The organism is Campylobacter sp. GB48 (assembly GCF_049221845.1).
In the GTDB taxonomy this organism is placed as follows: Bacteria; Campylobacterota; Campylobacteria; order Campylobacterales; family Campylobacteraceae; genus Campylobacter_D; species Campylobacter_D lari_C.
Window position 1 is genome coordinate 217,906 of sequence record NZ_JBMJAR010000001.1, and the last position, 19,932, is coordinate 237,837.

The following is a 19,932-nucleotide window of genomic DNA, read 5'->3' on the forward strand; positions in this document are numbered from 1 at the left end:
GCCCTTTGCAATGTTTTTTCATCTTTATCAAAACATGAATTACAAATATATAAACTCCTGCCAAATTCCACTTTAGTGATAATTTGAGAATTTTTTATTTGGAATTGATGCAAACCTTGCTTTTCATAACGGCCTTTGCAAACAATGCACATTCTAATGGGTATATGATTTTTCAAAATTATATCTTTTTTTTGGAATTTTTAGCAAATTTTAAAGCCCTCATCATCAAATTCTAAAAGTTCAACTCTAAATTTAGCAAATTTATTTTTGATTTTTTCTTTGATCTTTTTGGCATCATCTTTATAAGCAAGAGTAAAAAAACTCGAGCCTGAGCCTGAAAGCGTGCTCATGAGAGCATTATTATCTAAAGCTAGTTTTTGCACTTCAAAAAGTTCTGGCAAAAGCTTCATTCTTTGATTTTGATGAAGTTTATCCAAACTTGCATATTTTAATAAATCATATTTTTTCTCTAAAAAACAAGCGGTTAAAAATGAAGCATGGCAAAGATTAAAAACACCATCTTCTAGGTTGATTTTTTTAGCTAAAACTGCTCTTGATTTTTGAGTATTCATCGCTACATTTGGTATAGCTATAACAGCTTGCAAGTCTTTATCCACTTCTTTTTTTATAGCTAAAACTTTTTCATTATGAGTTAATGCACACACAAAACCCCCAAGTGCTGCTGGAGCTATGTTATCTGGATGGTTTTCATATTTCAAAGCTTCATTTAAAATGGCATTTTTATCCGCTTTAAACCCACTTAATTCATAAGCACAAGCAATAGATCCAACTATCACAGCAGAAGAACTTCCCATGCCTCTTGCTAAAGGGATATTATTTTGAAAAACAAAACGGAAATTGTCTTTTTTACCGCTAAGTCTTTGATAAATTTCATAAAAAATATTAACAAAGGTATTATTTTTTTTAAGATAGATATTATTTTCACCTTCTCCGTGTATGCTAATGCTAAAAAATTTAGATTTTTCAACTATAGTTTGATTAAAATATTTTAAACTCAAACCCAAACAATCAAAACCAGGACCTAAATTTGCACTTGTAGCAGGAACTAAAATCTTCATTTTTTACCTTAATTAATCGCATCTAAAACATAAAAAGGCGTATTTTCTTTACTAAAATTTAAACCTTTTAAACTTTGGGGCATAAAAAAGCTTCCCGCTTGTGTCTTTTCTAAAACAACTTCATCATCTTTTTTTACAAAACACAAATGCTTATTAGCGGCTATAGGAGCATTATTGTTTAACTCAAAAGCACTAATAGCTTTTAAAGGAATGTTTTTAACTATAGCTAGAGTTTTAAAAGAAACATAAGAAATCTTTATACCCATGTAAGAGCCTGGCCCATGCACATAAATAAGCTTTTCAAACTCATATTGTGAAAGTAAATCTTGCAATATTTTTGGCAAAACTTCACTAGCTTTTAAATCATTCTCAATGGTTTTTATTAATACATCATTTTCATAAATACCAAGCATCAAAGGTTTTGCTATGGCATTTAAAAGTAAAGTAACCTTTTTTATGCAAAAACCTTTTCATAAACTTTATATGCACTTTTTTCTAAACTTACCACTTCATAGGCACTAGGATCTTTTAAAAGTTCTTTGGTTAAAAGATGATTAAGTTTGTGCGAACCTGCATAAGAAGTATAATCTCCAAAAACTCTACATCCAAGCAAGGTTAAATCCCCAATAGCATCTAAAATTTTATGGCGCACAAATTCATCTTTAAAACGCAAACCTTCAGGGTTTAAAATACGATTATCATCAATTACAACAGCATTTTCTAAACTTCCACCAAGACCTAAATTCATAGCTCTTAAAGCTTGAACATCTTTTAAAAATCCAAAGGTTCTTGCTCTTGCTATTTGCTCTATGTAGTTTTGTTTGCTAAATTCAAAACAATAATTTTGCTTACCTATGATAGGATTATCAAATTCGATTGTATAGTTTATAATAGGCATATCCGTAGGACTTAAACGCACAAATTTATTGCCTTCTTTTACTTCTACACTTTTTTTAATCACTAAAATTTTTTTAGCCACATCAAGCTCTTTTATGCCTGCTTCTTCAAGCATCATACAAAAGCCTATGCTACTACCATCCATTACAGGAGCTTCATTAGCATCTAAAACTATACGCACATTGTCAATACCATAAGCATTAATCGCACTCATTAAATGCTCTATAGTAGATACATAACCTCTATGATCGCCTATCACAGTAGCCATTTGCGTATCGATGACATTTTCAGGTTTTGCTTCATAAGAAATTCCTAAATCACTTCTATAAAACACTATACCGCTGCCAGCTTCTAATGGCTCTAATTTTATACTAATAGGCTCACCCTTGTGCAAACCTATGCCAACACCTTTAACTTCTTTTGCTATTGTTGTTTGATTCATTTTTATTCACTCAAAATTCTTTTTTTACTTGATTCTAGTACATTATAGATATTTTCTTTTATCCATTTTGCATCTTGCCATTGCTCAGGACGCACTTCAACCCCTTGAACTAAAATACCAAAATGCACATGATCTCCAAGTGCTAAGCCTGTAGTACCTGTAGTACCTATAACATCACCTGCTCTAACTCTATCTCCTACATTTACATCCACATTAGTACAGTGTCCATAAAGAGTATAAATACCAAAGCCATGATAAACAATAATATTTAATCCATAAATTCCATTTTCTTGCACAAATACCACTTCACCATCGTTATTGCTAATGATAGGTGCTTCTTTTACGCTTGCTAAATCAAGCCCCATATGATAAGAGCTACTAAATGCTTGATTATTATAAGAATAAAATCTATGATCAGCATAATCAGCTACTTTTTGGCCATTTTTTAAAGGCTTGAAAAGATTAACTTTAAAATTATTAATCATAGTATCAGGAACTTTACTTGTAATATCATGAATGATAACTTCATTAGAAGCTCTCAAATCTTCATTCACAAATTTAAATTTTTCAAGCCTGCTTAATTCTCTATCTTTTGGAGCATATTTTTGTGCTAAAAATTCAATCTTGCCATCTAAAAATCTATCACTTACTTTTATATTTGATACACGGTATTTTTTATTAGTAAAATAATATCTAATTCTTTGTTTGTTTACATTACCTGCTTTATCTACTGCCACCACATAAGCTCTAAAATGCTCATCAGTAGCCTCCCAAGGAATCAAAGCAGCATAATATCCCTCTTTCACATAAGGAGTTGCTTTAAAAATTTTATCTTTATCGGTTGTAATATAAACTTCTTGTAAATTCTCATCACTTGCTTTAAATACCACACTACCTACTCCACCTTGTTCGATTTGATAAGAGTTATCTAAAATTTCTACAAGTGGTTTTTTGGTGTCAATGATAACTTTTACTTCTTTAAGTGCTTGATTTCCTAAAAAGAAATTCCAAAAACTACCATCACTTGCTTCTATTACAAGTTTATAAGAATCGACTTTTTCTTTATAAGCTGGTTTTGGTAATTTTAAATCAAAATGAATGCTTTTTTTATTGCCTTTAACACGCTCATTAACAAGTATTTCGCCATTTAACTCATTTGCCTTAAATAAAGTAACTTTTATATCTTTTAAAGCACTTTCATCGCTTATTTCTATGGATATAGGATCTGTTAGATTACTATAAATTACATCTGATTTTGTTTGAATCAACGGAGGATTTTTTTCAAACAACTTTGTATTTAAAACAAACACCACAAAGGCTAAAAGTATTAAAAAAACTACAAAAATCCATTTTTTATTTGATCTTTTACGCGCAAAAACCATATTTTCACTTTCAATCTATATTTTTTAAAAATATATTATTCTTTAGCAAATTAAGAGTAAATTATAAAAAATTTTATAAAATTTCTCTTAATTTATTTGCACTTTTAATCCAAGTTTCAAGCTCATTTATATCACATTTTTCTATCATTTTTTTACATTCTTGTAGTTCTTTTTGAAATAAATCAATAGAATTTAATAAATTTTGTTTATTTTGCTCAAAAATACCACTCCACATTTGAGGGTTTGATTTGGCAATCCTACACATATCTTTAAAAGAAGGACCTCCTAGGTGAGCTATATTTTTTTTATTTTCTTCTTTCATCACAAAATTTGCCAAAGAAAAACTAATCACATGCGGTAAGTGTGAAATGATAGAAGCATGATGATCATGCGCAATACTATCCATAAATACAAGCTTCATTCCTAAATCTGAAAAAATTTCTATAGCCCTTTTTTGATGAATATGATCAGCATTTTGCACATCACACAAAACACAAACTGCATTTTTATATAAATCTTTTATAGCTGCATTTGGGCCACTATTTTCAGTTCCTGCCATAGGATGAGCTGCGATAAATTGACTTTTCAAATAAGGAGGTAAATTTTTAATAATTTCCTCTTTTGTACTTCCAAGCTCAATGATGGTGCAATCTTTAGAAATATCTTGAAATTCTTTTAAGATTTTTACAATAGCTCTTACAGGAATAGCTAAAAAAATCACGTCACATTTTTTCAACTCTTCAAAAGAAACAATTTTATCTATTAATTTTCGCTCTAGCGCGATTTGTTCAAATTCTTTGTTTATATCATATCCGCAAACTAAATCTATTAATTTATTCTTTCTTAAGCTAAGACCCAAAGATCCACCTATTAAGCCAAGTCCGACTATACCTACTTTCATAAATTTTCCTTAAAAAGCATTAGTTAAAAATATTTTGGTATTATAACGATTTTGTATATAAAAATTTAGGTAGAATAATGAAAAAATGGTTTGTTTTCTTTGCACTCTCAAGTTCTTTATGTGCAGCTACAATTAAAGATATAAAATTTGAAGGCTTATCGCAACTTTCTAAAGAAAGTGCTATTGCGATTTCTAAATTAAAAATAGGACAAAAAATCGATCCTGCTAGCATAGATACAGCGATTAAAAATCTTTTTGATAGAAATTATTTTAAAGATATAGTAGTAGAAGAAAAAAATGGAGTGCTAACTTTTAAAGTAATAGAAAAACCTTCCATTGGCAAAATAGACATTCAAGGTATAGCAAGTAACGATAGAAAGCAAATAGAAAGCCTTGTTGGCTTAAAACCTGGAATTTTATATGATGAAAATTCAGCTAAAGAAGCTGCTGAAAAAATTAAACTTTTTTATCAAGCCAAAGGTTTTTATGACACTGTTGTAGAAATCAAAGATGAAAAATTAAGTAATTCAAGCTCATTAAAACTTACTTTTGTTGTAAACCGTGGGGAAAATATCATCATAGAAAAAGTACATTTAAGCGGTGCAAAAAATTTAAGTTATTCAGATGTTGAACCTGCAATAGCAAATAAACAAAGAGAAGCCCTAGGCTGGATGTGGGGTTTTAATGATGGTAAGCTTAAAATCTTTGATTTAGCAAATGATAGCTCAAGAATTTCAGATGTGTATTTAAAAGAAGGTTATCTTGATGTAAGTGTATCTCCTGCTTTTTTAAATACTTACACAGATACCTATCAAGCTGATTTGACTTATTTTATCAACGAGGGTGAGGTTTATAAAGTCAAAGGGATTAAAATTTTTAATCCAATTTTTAGTGATGAAGAAAATGAAGCTTTGGCAAATGATTTAAAATTAAGTGTTGGAAAAATAGTTAATATAGAAAAACTAAGAGAAGATATAAAGACTATAGAAACTAAAACAGCAGATTTAGGCTATGCTTTTGTACAAGTTATACCTGATATACAAAAAGATAAAGAAAATCATGAAGCTATGATTATTTTTAAAGTCATACCAAACGAAAAAGTATATATAAGAGATGTCATCATCTCAGGTAACACCAAAACAGTTGATAGAGTTATTCGTAGAGAGCTTTACCTAACTGAAGGCAATCTTTATAATAGAACTGATTTAATAGACTCAAGAAATGCCCTAAGAAGAACTGCATATTTTGAAAATGTAGACATTAAAGAACAAAGAGTAGATGATACGCATATTGATTTGATAGTAGAAGTCAAAGAAGCTTCAACTGGGGCCATTTCAGGTGGTATTGGCTATGGAACTAGTGATGGAATTTTGCTTAGCGCTTCATTATCTGATGCAAATATCTTAGGCTCTGGTATGAAAGGAAGTGTGAGTATAGACAAAGGCGATGATACACTTTCAGGTAAAGTATCTTTAAGAAATCCTAGAGTAAATGATAGTGATTATTCTCTTGGAGGATCATTATATTCAGATCGTTTAGAATGGGATAGCTATGATGAAAGAAACTATGGTTTTGACATAAGCGTTGGTAAAACTTTAGGAAGATATACAAGTGTTGATTTAACTTATAACCTTGAGCAAAGTGATATTTATCATTTAAGTGATCGCTTAATTGCTCAAGGATATAAACTTGGAAAAACCTATAAAAGCTCCATTACTCCTTCGATAGTATTTAACAATACAGATGATTATTATTTACCAAGATCAGGTTTTATCGCCTCAACTTCGCTTGAATATGCGGGCTTAGGTGGAGATCAAGAATTTATAAGCTCTACTACTAAGTTTAATTATTATCAAGGTTTGGAAGAATTTATAGGCTGGGATTTGATTTATCGTTATAAAGCAAGTTTTTATAAGGTATGGGATCAAGGCTATTTGCCTATCAATGAAAAATTATATCTTGGTGGTATAGGAACTATTAGAGGTTTTGATAGAAGAAGTGTGAGTCCTAAAAATGAATGGGGTGATGAAACAGGTGGTACAGTGGCTTTTGCAAATTCTGTAGAACTTAGTTTTCCGCTTTTTGATAGAATCAAACTTAGAGGTAGTGTATTTTTTGATTATGGTGCTATAGGAGAGAGTTCTTTAAGTCAAATTCAAAGATGGAGTACAGGTGTTGGTTTTGAGTGGCTAACCCCACTAGGTGCTTTAAATTTAGTTTTTGCTAAACCATTTAACACCAACTCAAAAGACGATTTAAGTAAATTCGAGTTTATGTTGGGCGCAAGATTTTAAAAATAATAAAATCTTGCTATAATTTTAAAATTTTTATTTTAGGTAGAGATAATGAATTTTTTAGATATTTTTTCTAGTATAAGACGCAAACAAGCTACTCCAAGTGAAGCTCCAAATCACTGGGTAAAATGTAATTCTTGCCATGCGTTAATGTATTATAAAGAAATAGAAACTTGTTATAATGTTTGCCCTAAATGTAATTTTCATATGAGATTAGACCCTCTAAAACGCATTGAATTGCTTAGCGATGAAGGCTCTTTTGTGGAAATGGATAAAGACCTACATGCAATCGATCCGCTTAAATTTGTAGATAGTAAATCATATAAAAAAAGATTAGCAGAAAATGAGGAAAAAACAGGAAGAAAAAGCGCTGTAATAAGTGGTGAATGTAATATAGATGGCATTAAAACTCAATTAGTTGTTTTTGATTTTTCTTTCATGGGTGGAAGTTTAGGCTCAGTAGAAGGTGAAAAAATTCTTAGAGCCATTGAAAGAGCGATTGAGAAAAAAACTCCTGTTGTTATAGTAAGTGCAAGCGGTGGAGCTAGAATGCAAGAAAGTACTTATTCTTTAATGCAAATGAGTAAAACTAGCGCGGCATTAAAACTATTAGCAGAAGAAAAACTTCCTTATATTTCAGTATTAACTGATCCGACCATGGGTGGTGTAAGCGCGTCTTTTGCTTGGCTTGGAGATATCATCATGGCTGAACCCGGTGCTTTAGTAGGCTTTGCAGGAGCTAGGGTAATTAAACAAACCATAGGAGCTGATTTACCAGAAGGCTTTCAGAAGGCTGAATTTTTACTTGAACATGGATTGATTGATGCGATTGTGGAAAGAAGCGAACATAAAAAATTTATAGCAGATTTTTTAAGGTTTTTTTCTAAAAACTAAAAAATGCAAATCAATCTTTTAAGCATTCAAAAAAATAATAATGATGAATTTAGCAAGATAGATGAGCATTATACCAAACTCATCAAAAAATTTTGCAGTTTTAATGATATATGTGTTTTTAATAACAAAATTAATCAAGCGCAAAACGCTAATGCCATAGAAGCAAAAAAATCTTATACAAATACACTAAGTCCTTATAAAAAAGGTTTTTGCATAGCATTAGATGAAAAAGGTAAAGAATTTACAAGTGTAGAATTTGCAAAATTATTGCAAGATAAAAATGAAATTTCATTTTTTATAGGTGGTGCTTATGGATTTGAGCAAGAATTTATTGCACAAATGCATACAAGTATAGCTCTTAGTAAAATGACCTTAGTGCATAAATTTGCCAAAACTATGCTTTTAGAGCAAATTTATCGTGCATTTTGCATTAATACAAATCACCCATATCACAAATAGGAGCGTTTATGCAAGAATTAAATCTTGAAGAATTTAAAAATATATTACTTCAAAGACAAAAAGAAATTTTACAAGAACTGCAAGGTAATATAGACAATATCCATAACCTACAAGATAGTGAACCTAGAGATGAAGTTGATTTACAACAAATTGACAATAGCTCTCATATTGATTTTAAAATTAATGAAAATTTAAAAGCTGAACTAGAAGAAATTAAACATTCATTAAGCAAAATAGATAACAATACTTATGGTATTTGTGAGTATTGTGAAGATGATATTCATCCTGAAAGACTTAAGGTTAAACCTCATGCAAAATATTGCATAAATTGCCGTGAAACCCTAGAAAAAAGGAAAAAGCTATGAAAATAAGATTGTTTCTCTTTGCAAGTTTAGTTTATCTTTTAATTGTTGCAGCATTAGTTTATAATCTAAATTTAGGAAATTATACTTTTGCAATTTCTACTTTTGAATTAAATTTGCCTATTAGCTTATGGGTTGTTTTGCCTGCTTTATTTTTGATGATATTAGCTTTAGCACATATGAGTTTTTATGGCTTTTTAAAACATTTACAATATAAAAATCTAATTAAAGATAGTAAAAATTATGAAAATTTTATTATTGATATTTTTTTAAAAAAAGCAAGCAAGGTTAAATTTAAAACTCAAGAATTTCAAAACATAGCAAAAGATACGCAAGCTCTTTGTTTTAAAGAAAAAATTCAAAATCCTAAAATAGATGAAATTATTGATATTTTTGAGAACTTAGATAAAAAGGAATTTGTAGAATTAAAAAAATACAAGCTAGATCCAAATAATGAAATTTTTATTTTAAATGAAAAAAATCACTTTCAAAATGATAGCAATTATGCTTTTTCTTTTATCAAAAACAAAGATACCTTAGTAGATGAGCTAGAAATTTTTGCTTATAAAATAGTGTTAGAAAATGCGCCCTATAGTCAAATTAAAACACTAAAAATACAAAAAAATCAAGATGATATTTTATTGCTTTTAAGTAGGTTTGAAAAAGAAAACTTAGAATTAAATCATGCTGAAATCGAAGTTTTACTTAGTATGAATACCTTAGATGATAAATCATATTTGCACTGTGCTAAAATACTTTGCAAAAAAATAGAACCTCAAATATTAATTGCTTTATTTAAAAAGTTAAAAGATAATCATTCTCAAGCTTTAAGAGCTTATCTTTATACTTTAGCAGAATTTGGCATGTATGATGAATTGCTTAATGAATTAGGAAATGATCAAAATGAGCATAAAGACTTTAGGCTCTTGCTCTTTTTAAGAGAACATAATAAAAAAATAGAGCTTGAAAAATTAATACAATGATAGATTTTAGCAAAAAACCTTTATTTTTAGCCCCTATGGCAGGTTTTTCAGACTTGCCTTTAAGAAATTTAGTTAAGCAATTTGGGGCTGATGTAACCATTAGTGAAATGATAAGTTCTAATGCCTTAGTATATGAGAGCTCAAAAACTCTTAAAATGTTAGAAAAAGCTGAACTTGAAAGCCCTTATATAGTTCAAATTGCAGGTTCAGATGAAAGCGTAATTCAAAAAGCGGTAGAAATTTTAAATCGTTTTGATTTTATAGATGGAATTGATTTTAATTGTGGTTGTCCTGTAAATAAAGTTATAAAACAATGCGCAGGTAGTGCTCTTTTGCAAGATCTTGATAAACTGCAAAGAATTTTAGAGCTTATCAAAAAAACAAGTAATAAAAAATTAACTAGTGTCAAAGTAAGATTAGGGTTTGATAAAAAAAATCCCATTGCTATTGCCAAAGCGTGTGAAAATGCTGGAGTAGATTTTATCAGTATGCATGGTCGCACTAGAAAACAAATGTATAGCGGAAATGCTGATTATGAAGCCATAGCTTTAGCCAAAGAAAATATCAAAATTCCTTTAGTAGCAAATGGTGATATTAGTGCAGAAAATGCTAAAGAAGTATTTGAAATTACAAATTGCGATGCTTTAATGATAGGGCGTGCAAGCATAGGAAAACCTTGGATATTTCATGAGATAAAAACTGGTAAAAAAATCGAAAAGGCTATGAAAAATAAAATTATATTCGCGCATTTTGAAGAAATGTTAAAGCATTATAAAGAACAAGGCATAAGTATCTTTAGAAAACATTTGCATGAATATTCTAAAGGTTATGAAGATGCTTCTAATTTTAGAGATTGTGTTAATCGTATTAATGATGCAGATATTATGCGAAAATATATTCAAGAATTTTTCAATAAGGAATGATTTTTGCTTGTAAATTTCTAAGCAATATGAATGAAGAGATACCATAAAACAAGGAAGGTTCATGGCAGCTCATATCAATTCAAAAGGGATTTACAAAGCATTAGGTGGCATTAGAACAAGTGCAAACAATTTAGCAGCACATGCTTCAAAGCTTAACAATCAAAGTTTAAATTTCGAGCAAATTTTACAACAAACCCAACCAAAATGTATAAGCACTTGCCTACAAAGTTCTCAAAAACAACTTGGAAATTTGCTTGAAGATATTAAAAATAGCAAGGAAGCTATTATAAAAAATACACATATTGATAGTGCAAATATCATCGCAAAATTAAGACAAGAGGCTATTATGATGTATGATATTACCCTTAAAAACCCTCTTTAATGATTTTATATAAATTATCAATATATTCATCGCTAAAATGCGATGAATTAAAATTTTCATAAAACTTTGCAAGATCTTTAGTTTTAAACTCATAACCAAAAGCACATTTTTTATGTGCTGGTAAAAAAGCTCTTACCAATACAACGTTTTTTTGTATATATTCATCGCAATAAAAACATACAAAGCTTTTATGCAAACGTCCTTCAAAATTTAAAATTTTTAAATAAGCATCTACTATAACACGCTTGCAATCTTGTTTTTCAAAACGTTTAGCACAATCTTCTAAAAGCTCAAAATAAAAACTATCAATTTCCTCAACATCTTTTAAATGCCGATAAAAAAGTCTGATAAATTCTTGCCAAAAAAACATTCTCTCTCTATCTAAAATCCATGAAAAACCAATATGTAAAACATCTTTTAAACGTGGTAAAAACCTCGAACTCTCCTCAAGCTCAAAATCAATTTTATATCCACTTAAAATATTAGAATGTCTCATTCCATAAAATCTATAGCTTTTAATAATTCTTTTAGAACTTAAAAGATAGACAATCAAATCCTCATCTTTTACACTCTGAGTGTGTAAGATAAAACCTTGCATTTTATAAAAGTTCTACGCCATAAGCTTGCAAAATTTCATAAGCACTATTTTCTAAAGATTTATTAAAACTTGCTGTTGCATTTTTATGCAATATGATTTTTGAGTTGATACTAGCACTTTGAGCTAAAATAATATTACTAAATACACAAATATGTGAAACCAAACCACAAAATTCTATACTTTCATAATAATTTTGTTTTAAAAAATTAGCCAATTCTAAACTACCAAAAGCATTCTTATAAAAGATTTTTTTTGCATTTTTTAAATACACATCAAAATCACTTGGCATTTGCCAACCCAAAGTATCTTTAATACAATGATAAATAGGTAAATTTTTTCCTTCTTGGGTTTTTAAATAATTCTCATCATGCGTATCAAAAGTAAAAACAATATCACCTTGATGATTTTTCAAAAGAGCAAGAATATTATCTTTTATCTTGGTAGCTTTTTCAAAACCCAAGCTACCATCGATAAAATCATTTTGATAATCAACAACAACTAAAAGTTTAGTCATTATCCTTAACCATAAAAAAACTATCCGTGTGGATATTTTCAAATGCAGTTTTTAAGCTTGTAAATAATTTTGGATTTTCTTTTTCTAAATTTGCCAAAAGTTGCTTTGCCTCTTCTCTTGCATGAGGAAATTTTACATTTTTTTCACTTAACTTCATACCAGGACAAAATTCATTACCAATAACTTCTAATTTATTATTAATAGCATTTTCTCTTAATTGTCTTTCTCTTACAAAAATCAAAGGACGAATAACCTCTACACCTCTTTTGCTTTTATATTTTGGAGCTAGACTTCTAAGAGCACCATTGTAAATAAAATTCATAAAAAAACTTTCCACTGCATCATCTAAATGATGAGCTATAGCTAATTTATTGAAACCATTTTCTAAGGCGTAAGTGTATAAAGCTCCGCGCCTCATTCTTGAAAAATAGCTGCAAAAGCTTGAATTTTTTCTAATAGTATCGCCTGAAATTTCATAAATATTAGAATCAATTACTTCATGACCAATACCATGCTCTTTGCAGTGATTATGAAGCTTGGTATAATCCTCACCCATACCATAACTTAAAGTTACTGCTTTAAGTTCAAATTTAAAAGGCGCATGCGCTTGCATACGTTTTAAAAGATGTACTAAAGCTAGAGAATCTTTCCCGCCACTAAGTCCCAATAAAACCTTATCATTATCCCCTATTAAGGAAAATTTAGCATTTGCTTTTGCAACTTCTCTAATTAGTCTTTTGCTAAGATTTATCATAATTTCTCACAAATTTTTAAAACAAAATTAGCTGAAATTTTAGCGGATTTTTCTACAAACTCATCAAAGTCAAATTCAGCCTTTTCGCCTGCTTTATCACTCATTGATCTTAAAATCAAACATGGAATTTTTAAAGCATCACACACCAAAGCTACACTAGCTCCCTCCATTTCACAAGCATCTGCACCGAAAATTTCTCTAATCTTTGCTTTTTTATTCTCATCGCAAATAAACTCATCACCTGTAGCTATAACACCTGATTGTAATTTAACACCAAGTTCTTTAGCAACCCCTATAGCAAGATTATTTAACTTATCATCTGTTTTTATAAAAATTTCATTGCCTGGAACATAGCCAAGTGGATGCCCAAAAGCTGTGATATCTAAATCATATTGAGCTAATTTTGTTGCATAAATTAAATCTCCTATTTCTAAACTAGGATTAAAAGCGCCTGCTACACCTGTAAAGAGCAAAAGCTCGGCTTTAAATTTTTCTATCATAATAGCCGCACTAAGAGTGGAATTTACTTTCCCTATCTTAGAATAAGCAATAATTAATTCATGATTTTTATATTTTGCAAGATAATAAGTATTGTTTGCATATTCTATTGATTGATACTCTTTTAATGTTTCTAGTAAAGGAGTGACCTCTTCAGGCATAGCTCCTAAAATAGCTATTTTCATTTAATTACCTTTAAAATTTCATCAATATCTTCTATTTTACTTAAGGCATAAGTTTCTTTTTGAGTGATTTTTTTATTTAAGCCCTTTAACACACTTGCACCAAATTCTATATAAAAATCTACTTCTTCATCTATTGCCTTAATGCTTTGTTTATAAAGAACAGGCTTGATGAGTTGCTCGCTTAAAAGCGTTAGAGCTTGATTTTTATCATTATATGTTTTTGCATTAACATTTGATACTACGCTTTTAAAACTCTCTTTTAAAACAGGTTCTAATTCTTTTGTAAGTTTCAAAGATGCATTTTTTAATAATGGACAATGGCTTGCAACACTCATATTCAAAAGCATGGCTCTTTTAGCTCCTGCATTTTTAAACTCACTCTCATAAGAAGCTAAATCAGGTTTTAAACCTGCTACTACAATTTGCCCATCACAATTATAATTAGCAGCAAAAATGCTTTTTTCTTCGCTTAATGCCTTTTGACAAAGTTCTTCTACCACTTTATCTTCAAGCCCTAAAATCACCATCATACCAGCTTCTATTTTAGAGCAATCTTCTTGCATAAACTTACCGCGTTTATTAACAAGCGCTATTACATCTAAAAAACTAAATGCATCTTGAGTTGCTAAAGCACTAAATTCTCCTAACGAATGGCCTAGGCTGTACTTAGCTTCTATATTAACTTGCTCTTTTAACGCTTCATAAGCCATTAATGAGTTTAAAACTATGGCCATTTGCGTAAATTCGCTTTTGTTTAAATTTTCATTTTCTTTAAAAAGCAAATTTTTAAAATCAATTTTACAAAAATCACTAGCATTATCTAACAATTCTTTTGCTTTTTTAGAATTATCATAAAAACTCAAACCCATGCCAACACTTTGGGAGCCTTGACCTGGGAAAATAAATGCACTATTCATTAATGACCACCGCAGCAACCACCGCCACCATGGCCATGGCCTCCACAACAACCACCACCATGGCCGTGATGATGATCATGATGATGTCCTCCACCGCCACATCCACAACTTCTACTACCTGCGATAATTCCTGTTAAAATTTCATCTTCACTTGCAGCTCTAACATCTACAATATTGATTGAAAACAACAAGTCTTTTCCTGCATAAGCATGATTGTAATCAATAGTAACTTCATTTTCAGTAATTTCTCTAACAATTACTCTTACTGTATTACCATCTTCACCTTCGCCAAAAAGCTCCATACCAACTTGCAAATCAATCCCCGCAAACTGCTCTTTTGGTAAAGTTTGTAATGCATTTGCATCATATTCACCCAAAGCATTTTCTTTTTTTATCACAATATCAGCATTACATGGAGCATTAAGCTTTTGAATTTCTTCCTCTAATCCTTCTAAAATTTGACCTTTACCCAAAATAAAAGAAATAGGTTCAGCATAAATATTTGATTCTAAAACTTCATTAGTATTTGCATCTTTTAACTCATAAAACATTGAAACTACACTATTTTTTTCTATAGCCATTTTATCTCCTTTGTTATTTTCTATCTGGTGAAACTTTTGCTTCAGGACTATCAGGATAAGCTGTTTTTAAAGCCTTATAAAATTTATTAGCACTTTTTGGATCTCCAACTTTATCCAAGCTAATAGCCGTGTGATAAAGCAATTTTGGCACATAATCACCTTTAGTGCTTATAGCAGAACTTTTTTTATAAAATCCCAAAGCACCTGCATAATCTTGCTGTTTATATCTTATCTCTCCAAGCCAAAAAGTAGACCTAGCAGGTTTATAGTGAATACTTATTAGATATTCAAATTTTTCTCTTGCTTCTTCAAATTGATTTTTATTAGTTTCATCTATCGCTTTTTTCAAAATTTCGCTAGATTGTAATTTTTTCCAACTATCGTCTTTTACTTCAATCACTTCATCTTGAGTTTTATTTGTATCTTGAATGATTTCTTGGGTTTTATTATCATCACTTACAACAGGAACAACTGGAGTAATTTTTGTTTGATTTTGCACCCTAGCTATTTCAGATTGAAAAAAAGTTATAGTTTGATTCATATCTTCTTTGGAAATATAATCATCATTAATCTTATTGATTAAAGTTGTAATTTCACCTAAAACTTTTTGAATCTCTTGATGATTTTTTTCTTGAATTTGTCTATTTTCTTCAATATAAGCTCTTAAATTTTGAATTTCTTGGGTAATATTTGCATCAAAATTTTGATAGTTTTCTTCTAATGAAAGCAATTTTGTATTAGCTTTTGAATACTGAGCATTTAATCCCTCAGTGACACTTTGCAAACCCTCTATGTTTTCCACTGCTATATTTATTTTGCTTGTCAAATTTGTATAATATTCATTTAAAGCTTTTAAGCGTTCTTGATTTTCATATTGCAATTTTTCATTTTGAGTTAAACCATAAGGTGTTTTTGTATCTACTTTTCCTGCATCAAATGCTGAAATTTCAGCATGTAAAAAAGTAGCTCCTAAAAGAGCTACTGATAATAAGTTTAATTTCATTTATTTAAAACTTTATTTTGCAATTTTAAATTCTGCACGACGATTTTGAGCATCGCATGCTTTTGTTCTTTCAGTACATACAGGATTAGTTTCTCCGTAGCTTTTAACGCTAATTCTATCTGCGCTAACACCTTGAGCTACTAAAGATTCTTTTACTGCTTTAGCTCTTTTTAAACCTAAAGCTTGATTATACTCATCAGTTCCCCACTCATCGCAGTTTCCTTCAACTACGATCGCAGCATTAGCAACTTCTTTGTTGAAAATCTTAGCATTATTTGCAATAACTTTTTGCATATCCGATCTAACATTAAATTTATCAAAATCAAAATATACATTTGCAACAGAATTTAAAGATTCAAGATTTTCAAATCTATCTGAACCACCACTACCTTTTGAACCATCTACACTACTTGAGCTACTTACACTAGTATTTTTTGTAGCACATCCACTTACAATAACAGCAAATGCAGTAATTGAAGCAAAAATGATTTTTTTCATTGCTTTCCCCTTTTTATTTAAAAATCATACTTAATTATAACAAAAAAAATGCTATTTTGATATTTTACCAATCAATTGATTGAATTTTACCTACTTTTAAACCATAATGAAAGGCTTTATTTGCATTAATTCTAATAACCCCTAATGCACTTTGTGAACCTAAATATTTAATAAATACAACACTTTCTCCATCACTAGAAAATCTTGGAAAAAGATTTTTACCATTTGCGGTAAGTTGTCTTATATAATCACTTTGAGTTGACATTAAATAAAGATTAAAAACTCCACTTTGATTTACTTCTCTACTAGAATAAACCATATAGTGTTTATAAGTAGAAACCGAAGAATTATTTTTACCATGAAAAACAACTTGTTCTGTTAAATTTGAATCTAAATTTTGCATAAAAATATTTGGATAACCCAAGCGATCAGACACAAATACAATTTTTTTATCATCATCTACAAAATTGCCATTTACATCAATACCCAAGTAGTTTGTAATTTGTGACAGATTTTTTGAATCTACATCATACAAATATACGTCAGGTTGGTCTTTTGGAGCCATGGTAAGTAAAATTTTTTTACCATCATCACTCACATCAGAAGCAACCATCATACCTTTGCTAGCAATGATTTTTGTTATATTTTTATTTTTCATGTTATATTTATAAAGAGTTGGAATCTCATCTTCATAGGCAGTAAAATAAAATGCATTTTGCTCTTTATTTGCCCATTTAGGAAACAAATTTAAACCTTTTGAAATCAATACTTTTTGATAAGTTAAAGTATAATCTACTAATAAAATATCACTTTGCTTACTACCTTGTGTTCTAGCTATTAAAATTTTATGATCCATCCAATCAACCGGAGCAAAACCTAACTTTTTATTCATTTGAGCAACACTTCTATGTGCTAAAAATGGATACTCTTCGATAGAAAGAATTTGTTCATAAAATCTTGTTTTAGTTTCATTTGCAGCTAAAATTTCAACATCAATATCTAAAAGCTTGCCGTTTTTATTTAATATATAAGAAAAAATATAATCGCTTTGTTTTTCATCTTGAGTTATCTCAAAATTTGAACTTACTTTTATATCATTAACAAGCATGTTGTAAAAACTTTTTTTAAGATCTAAATCATTCAATTTAGACTGATCTTTAATATAAATTTTAGGCAATTGCATACCTTTATTAACAACAGATATTGTTGCATCTTGTCCAAATAATACTGAACAAAAAAATAAGAATACTAGTATTTTTTTCATTGTTTCTCCGTTTTGAACTCAATTATATCACTAAGTTGCATTTTGATTTTTCTTATTTTACCATTTGGAGGTAAAGTTATGTATCTTCCTTCTAAATTTTGTAAAAATTCTTTTGCTTTTTTATCAAAACTATCACTATGTGCACTAGTAGCACTTAGCAAATAAAAATAGCCATTATTATCAATTACAAATTCTACATCTATGCTTAAATTACCACTAGGATTATAAATCCTCCATCTATCTTCAAGGTATTTTCTCACAGTACCTAAAAATTGATCGTAAACACCTATTTTTTGCTCTATAATAGATTGTCCTAGTTCTTGGTTTATTTTTAAATTTTCATTGAGTTGTTTAGAAAAATCATTGATTTTTTCTCTTTGGGCAAAAGTAGGTTTTTTTGAGGGCATAGAAGATTGTACTTTTGTTGTTTGTTCCTCTTGATAATCTTCTATTTTACCAAACAACTCATTAAAAACACTTGCTTGCTGTTCTATATTTTGCGTATTGACACTTTTGTTTGTGGTGTATTTTTGTAAAAGATTTTCTTCAAATAAGCTTTGCAAATTTTCTTTTTGCAATTCTTGTATCATATTTACTTGATTTTGATTTATACTATCGCCAAGTTCTATATTAATAAAACTATTAGGATCATCAGTATATTCAATAGCTTTTGGTTTATGTTCAATTAATTTAAAAAAAACTAAGAAAACAACAAAAAAATAAACTAAAATTGCATAAATAAAGGATTTAAAATTATGTATAGAATTTTCTTCCATTTTCTACTCAGTTTGCAAAGCAACTTTTTGGAAACCTAAATGTTTCATTGTTCTCAAAACACTCATTACATCATCATATTTTAGATTCTTATCTGCTCTTATGAAAACTGTCTCTTGTGTGTTATACTGAAGTTTTAAAGCATTCATATTGTCTGCAAAACTTACAAAATTAAATTTATCTTTTCCTATAAAAATTTCTTTTTTTGCATTAATTGTTACAATTAAACTTTTAATATTTGGAGCACTTGAAGTTTTTTGTGAACCTTGAGGAAGTTGTACTTTTTCCTCATATGTAATACTTGGCGCAGTTACCATCAAAATAGCAAGCAACACAAGCATAATATCAACTAAAGGTGTAATATTTAATTCGGGTTTTTCTTCTAAAAACATAAATTAAGCCTTTATAGAACTTACCAGCACCTTAATTTCACTATCTAAGATATTAATCAACTCATAAGCCTTGCGTTTGATAATCAAATGAAAGCTATATGCAGGGATTGCCACTAAAATCCCACAACCTGTAGCCACCAAAGCTTCACTAATTTTAGGAGCAATAATACTTAAAGAATTTTGCATTTCTAAACCACCAAAGGTTTCAAGTATAGAAATCACTGTACCAAAAAGCCCTATAAAAGGAGAGGTTGAAGCTATAATACTAAGCCAAGTTAATCCTATCGTAGCTTTTTTTTCTACAGAATTTTTATAAATGTTCATTTTAGTTTCATCAATTTCCACGCATTTTTTTAAAATTGACGCACTCTGACTTAAATCTTTTTCCCCTCTCATTAAAGCTTCTAAAGCTTGACTTTCATTTTGAGTCCATTTATTAATAAGCATTAATCTTGAAAATAAAATACTAAAACTAACTATAAAATACACTGAAAGCCAAGCTAATACAATATAAGTGATTAAGCTTGTATTTTCAAAGAAATGAAAAATTGCTTGAAAATCCACTATTTTTGCCTTACATTATTATCCATCTTAGCAAAAGTAGAAGCCAAAGCAACGCTATCACTACTCATAGATTTAATCAAATCTTTTGCTTCTTCTAATCTTTTTGCTATTTCACTATCGCTATTTCCACCAACCCATACAGCACCTTTTGCTAAAACACTTACTTTAGTTTCAGATACTTTTGCATGACCTGAATCAATAGCAACTAATTCATGAGTTGAATCTGATTTTTCTATATCTATAATTCCTGCCTTTAAAGAAGAGATTAAAGATGCGTGTCCTTTTAAAACACCAAACTCACCTTCACTTCCAGGAAGAACAATAGATTTTACATTATCATTATAAATCATACCAAGAGGTGTTACCACCTCTATATGTATTAAATTATCCAT

General features: G+C 29.5%; 25 protein-coding genes. 7 read left to right on the forward strand and 18 right to left on the reverse strand.

Annotated elements, in window-relative coordinates:
• Positions 1–200: 200 nt before the first annotated feature.
• From thrB to ACOTVC_RS01095, 5 genes are all read right to left on the reverse strand, one after another.
• The gene (thrB, locus tag ACOTVC_RS01075; protein WP_214116128.1) at positions 201–1,079 is read right to left on the reverse strand and encodes a homoserine kinase; all 879 of its coding nucleotides are present in this window, start codon (positions 1,077–1,079) and stop codon (positions 201–203) included.
• An 8-nt stretch (positions 1,080–1,087) separates the two neighbouring features.
• Complete coding sequence (locus tag ACOTVC_RS01080; RefSeq protein WP_214099060.1) at positions 1,088–1,492, reverse strand: tRNA threonylcarbamoyladenosine biosynthesis protein TsaB; 405 nt, start codon at positions 1,490–1,492, stop codon at positions 1,088–1,090.
• A gap of 41 nt (positions 1,493–1,533) precedes the next feature.
• Entirely contained in the window at positions 1,534–2,418 is an 885-nt protein-coding gene (lpxC, locus tag ACOTVC_RS01085; protein ID WP_214099828.1) for a UDP-3-O-acyl-N-acetylglucosamine deacetylase, read from the reverse strand.
• A 2-nt stretch (positions 2,419–2,420) separates the two neighbouring features.
• The gene (locus tag ACOTVC_RS01090) at positions 2,421–3,800 is read right to left on the reverse strand and encodes a M23 family metallopeptidase (protein ID WP_214116124.1); all 1,380 of its coding nucleotides are present in this window, start codon (positions 3,798–3,800) and stop codon (positions 2,421–2,423) included.
• Between the two features lie 73 nt (positions 3,801–3,873).
• Positions 3,874–4,701 carry a prephenate dehydrogenase gene (locus ACOTVC_RS01095; protein WP_087690769.1) on the reverse strand — a complete coding sequence of 276 codons (828 nt, stop codon included), beginning with the start codon at positions 4,699–4,701 and terminating at the stop codon, positions 3,874–3,876.
• Between the two features lie 77 nt (positions 4,702–4,778).
• Between ACOTVC_RS01095 and bamA the strand changes: the two genes are divergently transcribed.
• From bamA to ACOTVC_RS01130, 7 genes are all read left to right on the forward strand, one after another.
• Positions 4,779–6,995, forward strand: a complete 2,217-nt coding sequence (gene bamA / locus ACOTVC_RS01100) for an outer membrane protein assembly factor BamA (RefSeq protein WP_421627461.1) — start codon at positions 4,779–4,781, stop codon at positions 6,993–6,995.
• A gap of 51 nt (positions 6,996–7,046) precedes the next feature.
• Positions 7,047–7,889 (forward strand): acetyl-CoA carboxylase, carboxyltransferase subunit beta, encoded by an 843-nt coding sequence (accD, locus tag ACOTVC_RS01105; protein ID WP_039627830.1) that lies wholly within the window; start codon positions 7,047–7,049, stop codon positions 7,887–7,889.
• Positions 7,890–7,892: 3 nt separating this feature from the next.
• Complete coding sequence (locus ACOTVC_RS01110) at positions 7,893–8,348, forward strand: 23S rRNA (pseudouridine(1915)-N(3))-methyltransferase RlmH (protein WP_214099034.1); 456 nt, start codon at positions 7,893–7,895, stop codon at positions 8,346–8,348.
• Between the two features lie 8 nt (positions 8,349–8,356).
• Entirely contained in the window at positions 8,357–8,713 is a 357-nt protein-coding gene (gene dksA / locus ACOTVC_RS01115) for an RNA polymerase-binding protein DksA (RefSeq protein ID WP_047207931.1), read from the forward strand.
• Positions 8,710–9,693: a hypothetical protein gene (locus ACOTVC_RS01120; protein WP_214099035.1), complete on the forward strand. Its 984-nt coding sequence runs from the start codon at positions 8,710–8,712 to the stop codon at positions 9,691–9,693. Before dksA ends, ACOTVC_RS01120 begins: the two co-directional genes overlap by 4 nt.
• Complete coding sequence (locus tag ACOTVC_RS01125; RefSeq protein WP_039640676.1) at positions 9,690–10,616, forward strand: tRNA dihydrouridine synthase; 927 nt, start codon at positions 9,690–9,692, stop codon at positions 10,614–10,616. Before ACOTVC_RS01120 ends, ACOTVC_RS01125 begins: the two co-directional genes overlap by 4 nt.
• Positions 10,617–10,677: 61 nt before the next feature.
• Entirely contained in the window at positions 10,678–10,998 is a 321-nt protein-coding gene (locus tag ACOTVC_RS01130; protein WP_214097862.1) for a hypothetical protein, read from the forward strand.
• Here ACOTVC_RS01130 and recO read toward each other — a convergent pair.
• From recO to atpC, 13 genes are all read right to left on the reverse strand, one after another.
• Positions 10,982–11,596, reverse strand: a complete 615-nt coding sequence (recO, locus tag ACOTVC_RS01135; RefSeq protein WP_214099036.1) for a recombination protein RecO — start codon at positions 11,594–11,596, stop codon at positions 10,982–10,984. The genes ACOTVC_RS01130 and recO overlap by 17 nt on opposite strands.
• 1 nt (position 11,597) lies before the next feature.
• Positions 11,598–12,110 (reverse strand): cysteine hydrolase family protein, encoded by a 513-nt coding sequence (locus tag ACOTVC_RS01140; RefSeq protein ID WP_087685092.1) that lies wholly within the window; start codon positions 12,108–12,110, stop codon positions 11,598–11,600.
• Positions 12,103–12,864 (reverse strand): ATP-binding protein, encoded by a 762-nt coding sequence (locus tag ACOTVC_RS01145; RefSeq protein WP_214099037.1) that lies wholly within the window; start codon positions 12,862–12,864, stop codon positions 12,103–12,105. Before ACOTVC_RS01145 ends, ACOTVC_RS01140 begins: the two co-directional genes overlap by 8 nt.
• On the reverse strand, positions 12,861–13,547 hold the full coding sequence (locus ACOTVC_RS01150; RefSeq protein ID WP_214116119.1) for a 5'-methylthioadenosine/adenosylhomocysteine nucleosidase: 687 nt from the start codon (positions 13,545–13,547) through the stop codon (positions 12,861–12,863). Before ACOTVC_RS01150 ends, ACOTVC_RS01145 begins: the two co-directional genes overlap by 4 nt.
• Complete coding sequence (gene fabD / locus ACOTVC_RS01155) at positions 13,544–14,464, reverse strand: ACP S-malonyltransferase (protein WP_421627466.1); 921 nt, start codon at positions 14,462–14,464, stop codon at positions 13,544–13,546. Before fabD ends, ACOTVC_RS01150 begins: the two co-directional genes overlap by 4 nt.
• Positions 14,464–15,045 (reverse strand): FKBP-type peptidyl-prolyl cis-trans isomerase, encoded by a 582-nt coding sequence (locus ACOTVC_RS01160; protein ID WP_039625225.1) that lies wholly within the window; start codon positions 15,043–15,045, stop codon positions 14,464–14,466. Before ACOTVC_RS01160 ends, fabD begins: the two co-directional genes overlap by 1 nt.
• A 13-nt stretch (positions 15,046–15,058) precedes the next feature.
• Positions 15,059–16,048: a tetratricopeptide repeat protein gene (locus tag ACOTVC_RS01165; protein WP_214116117.1), complete on the reverse strand. Its 990-nt coding sequence runs from the start codon at positions 16,046–16,048 to the stop codon at positions 15,059–15,061.
• 12 nt (positions 16,049–16,060) lie between these two features.
• Positions 16,061–16,546 carry a peptidoglycan-associated lipoprotein Pal gene (gene pal, locus ACOTVC_RS01170; protein WP_039640664.1) on the reverse strand — a complete coding sequence of 162 codons (486 nt, stop codon included), beginning with the start codon at positions 16,544–16,546 and terminating at the stop codon, positions 16,061–16,063.
• A 64-nt stretch (positions 16,547–16,610) separates the two neighbouring features.
• The gene (gene tolB / locus ACOTVC_RS01175; protein ID WP_421627468.1) at positions 16,611–17,810 is read right to left on the reverse strand and encodes a Tol-Pal system protein TolB; all 1,200 of its coding nucleotides are present in this window, start codon (positions 17,808–17,810) and stop codon (positions 16,611–16,613) included.
• Entirely contained in the window at positions 17,807–18,586 is a 780-nt protein-coding gene (locus tag ACOTVC_RS01180; protein WP_421627470.1) for an energy transducer TonB, read from the reverse strand. Before ACOTVC_RS01180 ends, tolB begins: the two co-directional genes overlap by 4 nt.
• Before the next feature lie 3 nt (positions 18,587–18,589).
• The gene (locus tag ACOTVC_RS01185; RefSeq protein ID WP_039627812.1) at positions 18,590–18,976 is read right to left on the reverse strand and encodes an ExbD/TolR family protein; all 387 of its coding nucleotides are present in this window, start codon (positions 18,974–18,976) and stop codon (positions 18,590–18,592) included.
• 3 nt (positions 18,977–18,979) lie between these two features.
• Positions 18,980–19,540 (reverse strand): MotA/TolQ/ExbB proton channel family protein, encoded by a 561-nt coding sequence (locus tag ACOTVC_RS01190; protein WP_039640657.1) that lies wholly within the window; start codon positions 19,538–19,540, stop codon positions 18,980–18,982.
• Positions 19,540–19,932, reverse strand: a complete 393-nt coding sequence (gene atpC / locus ACOTVC_RS01195; protein WP_039625212.1) for an ATP synthase F1 subunit epsilon — start codon at positions 19,930–19,932, stop codon at positions 19,540–19,542. Before atpC ends, ACOTVC_RS01190 begins: the two co-directional genes overlap by 1 nt.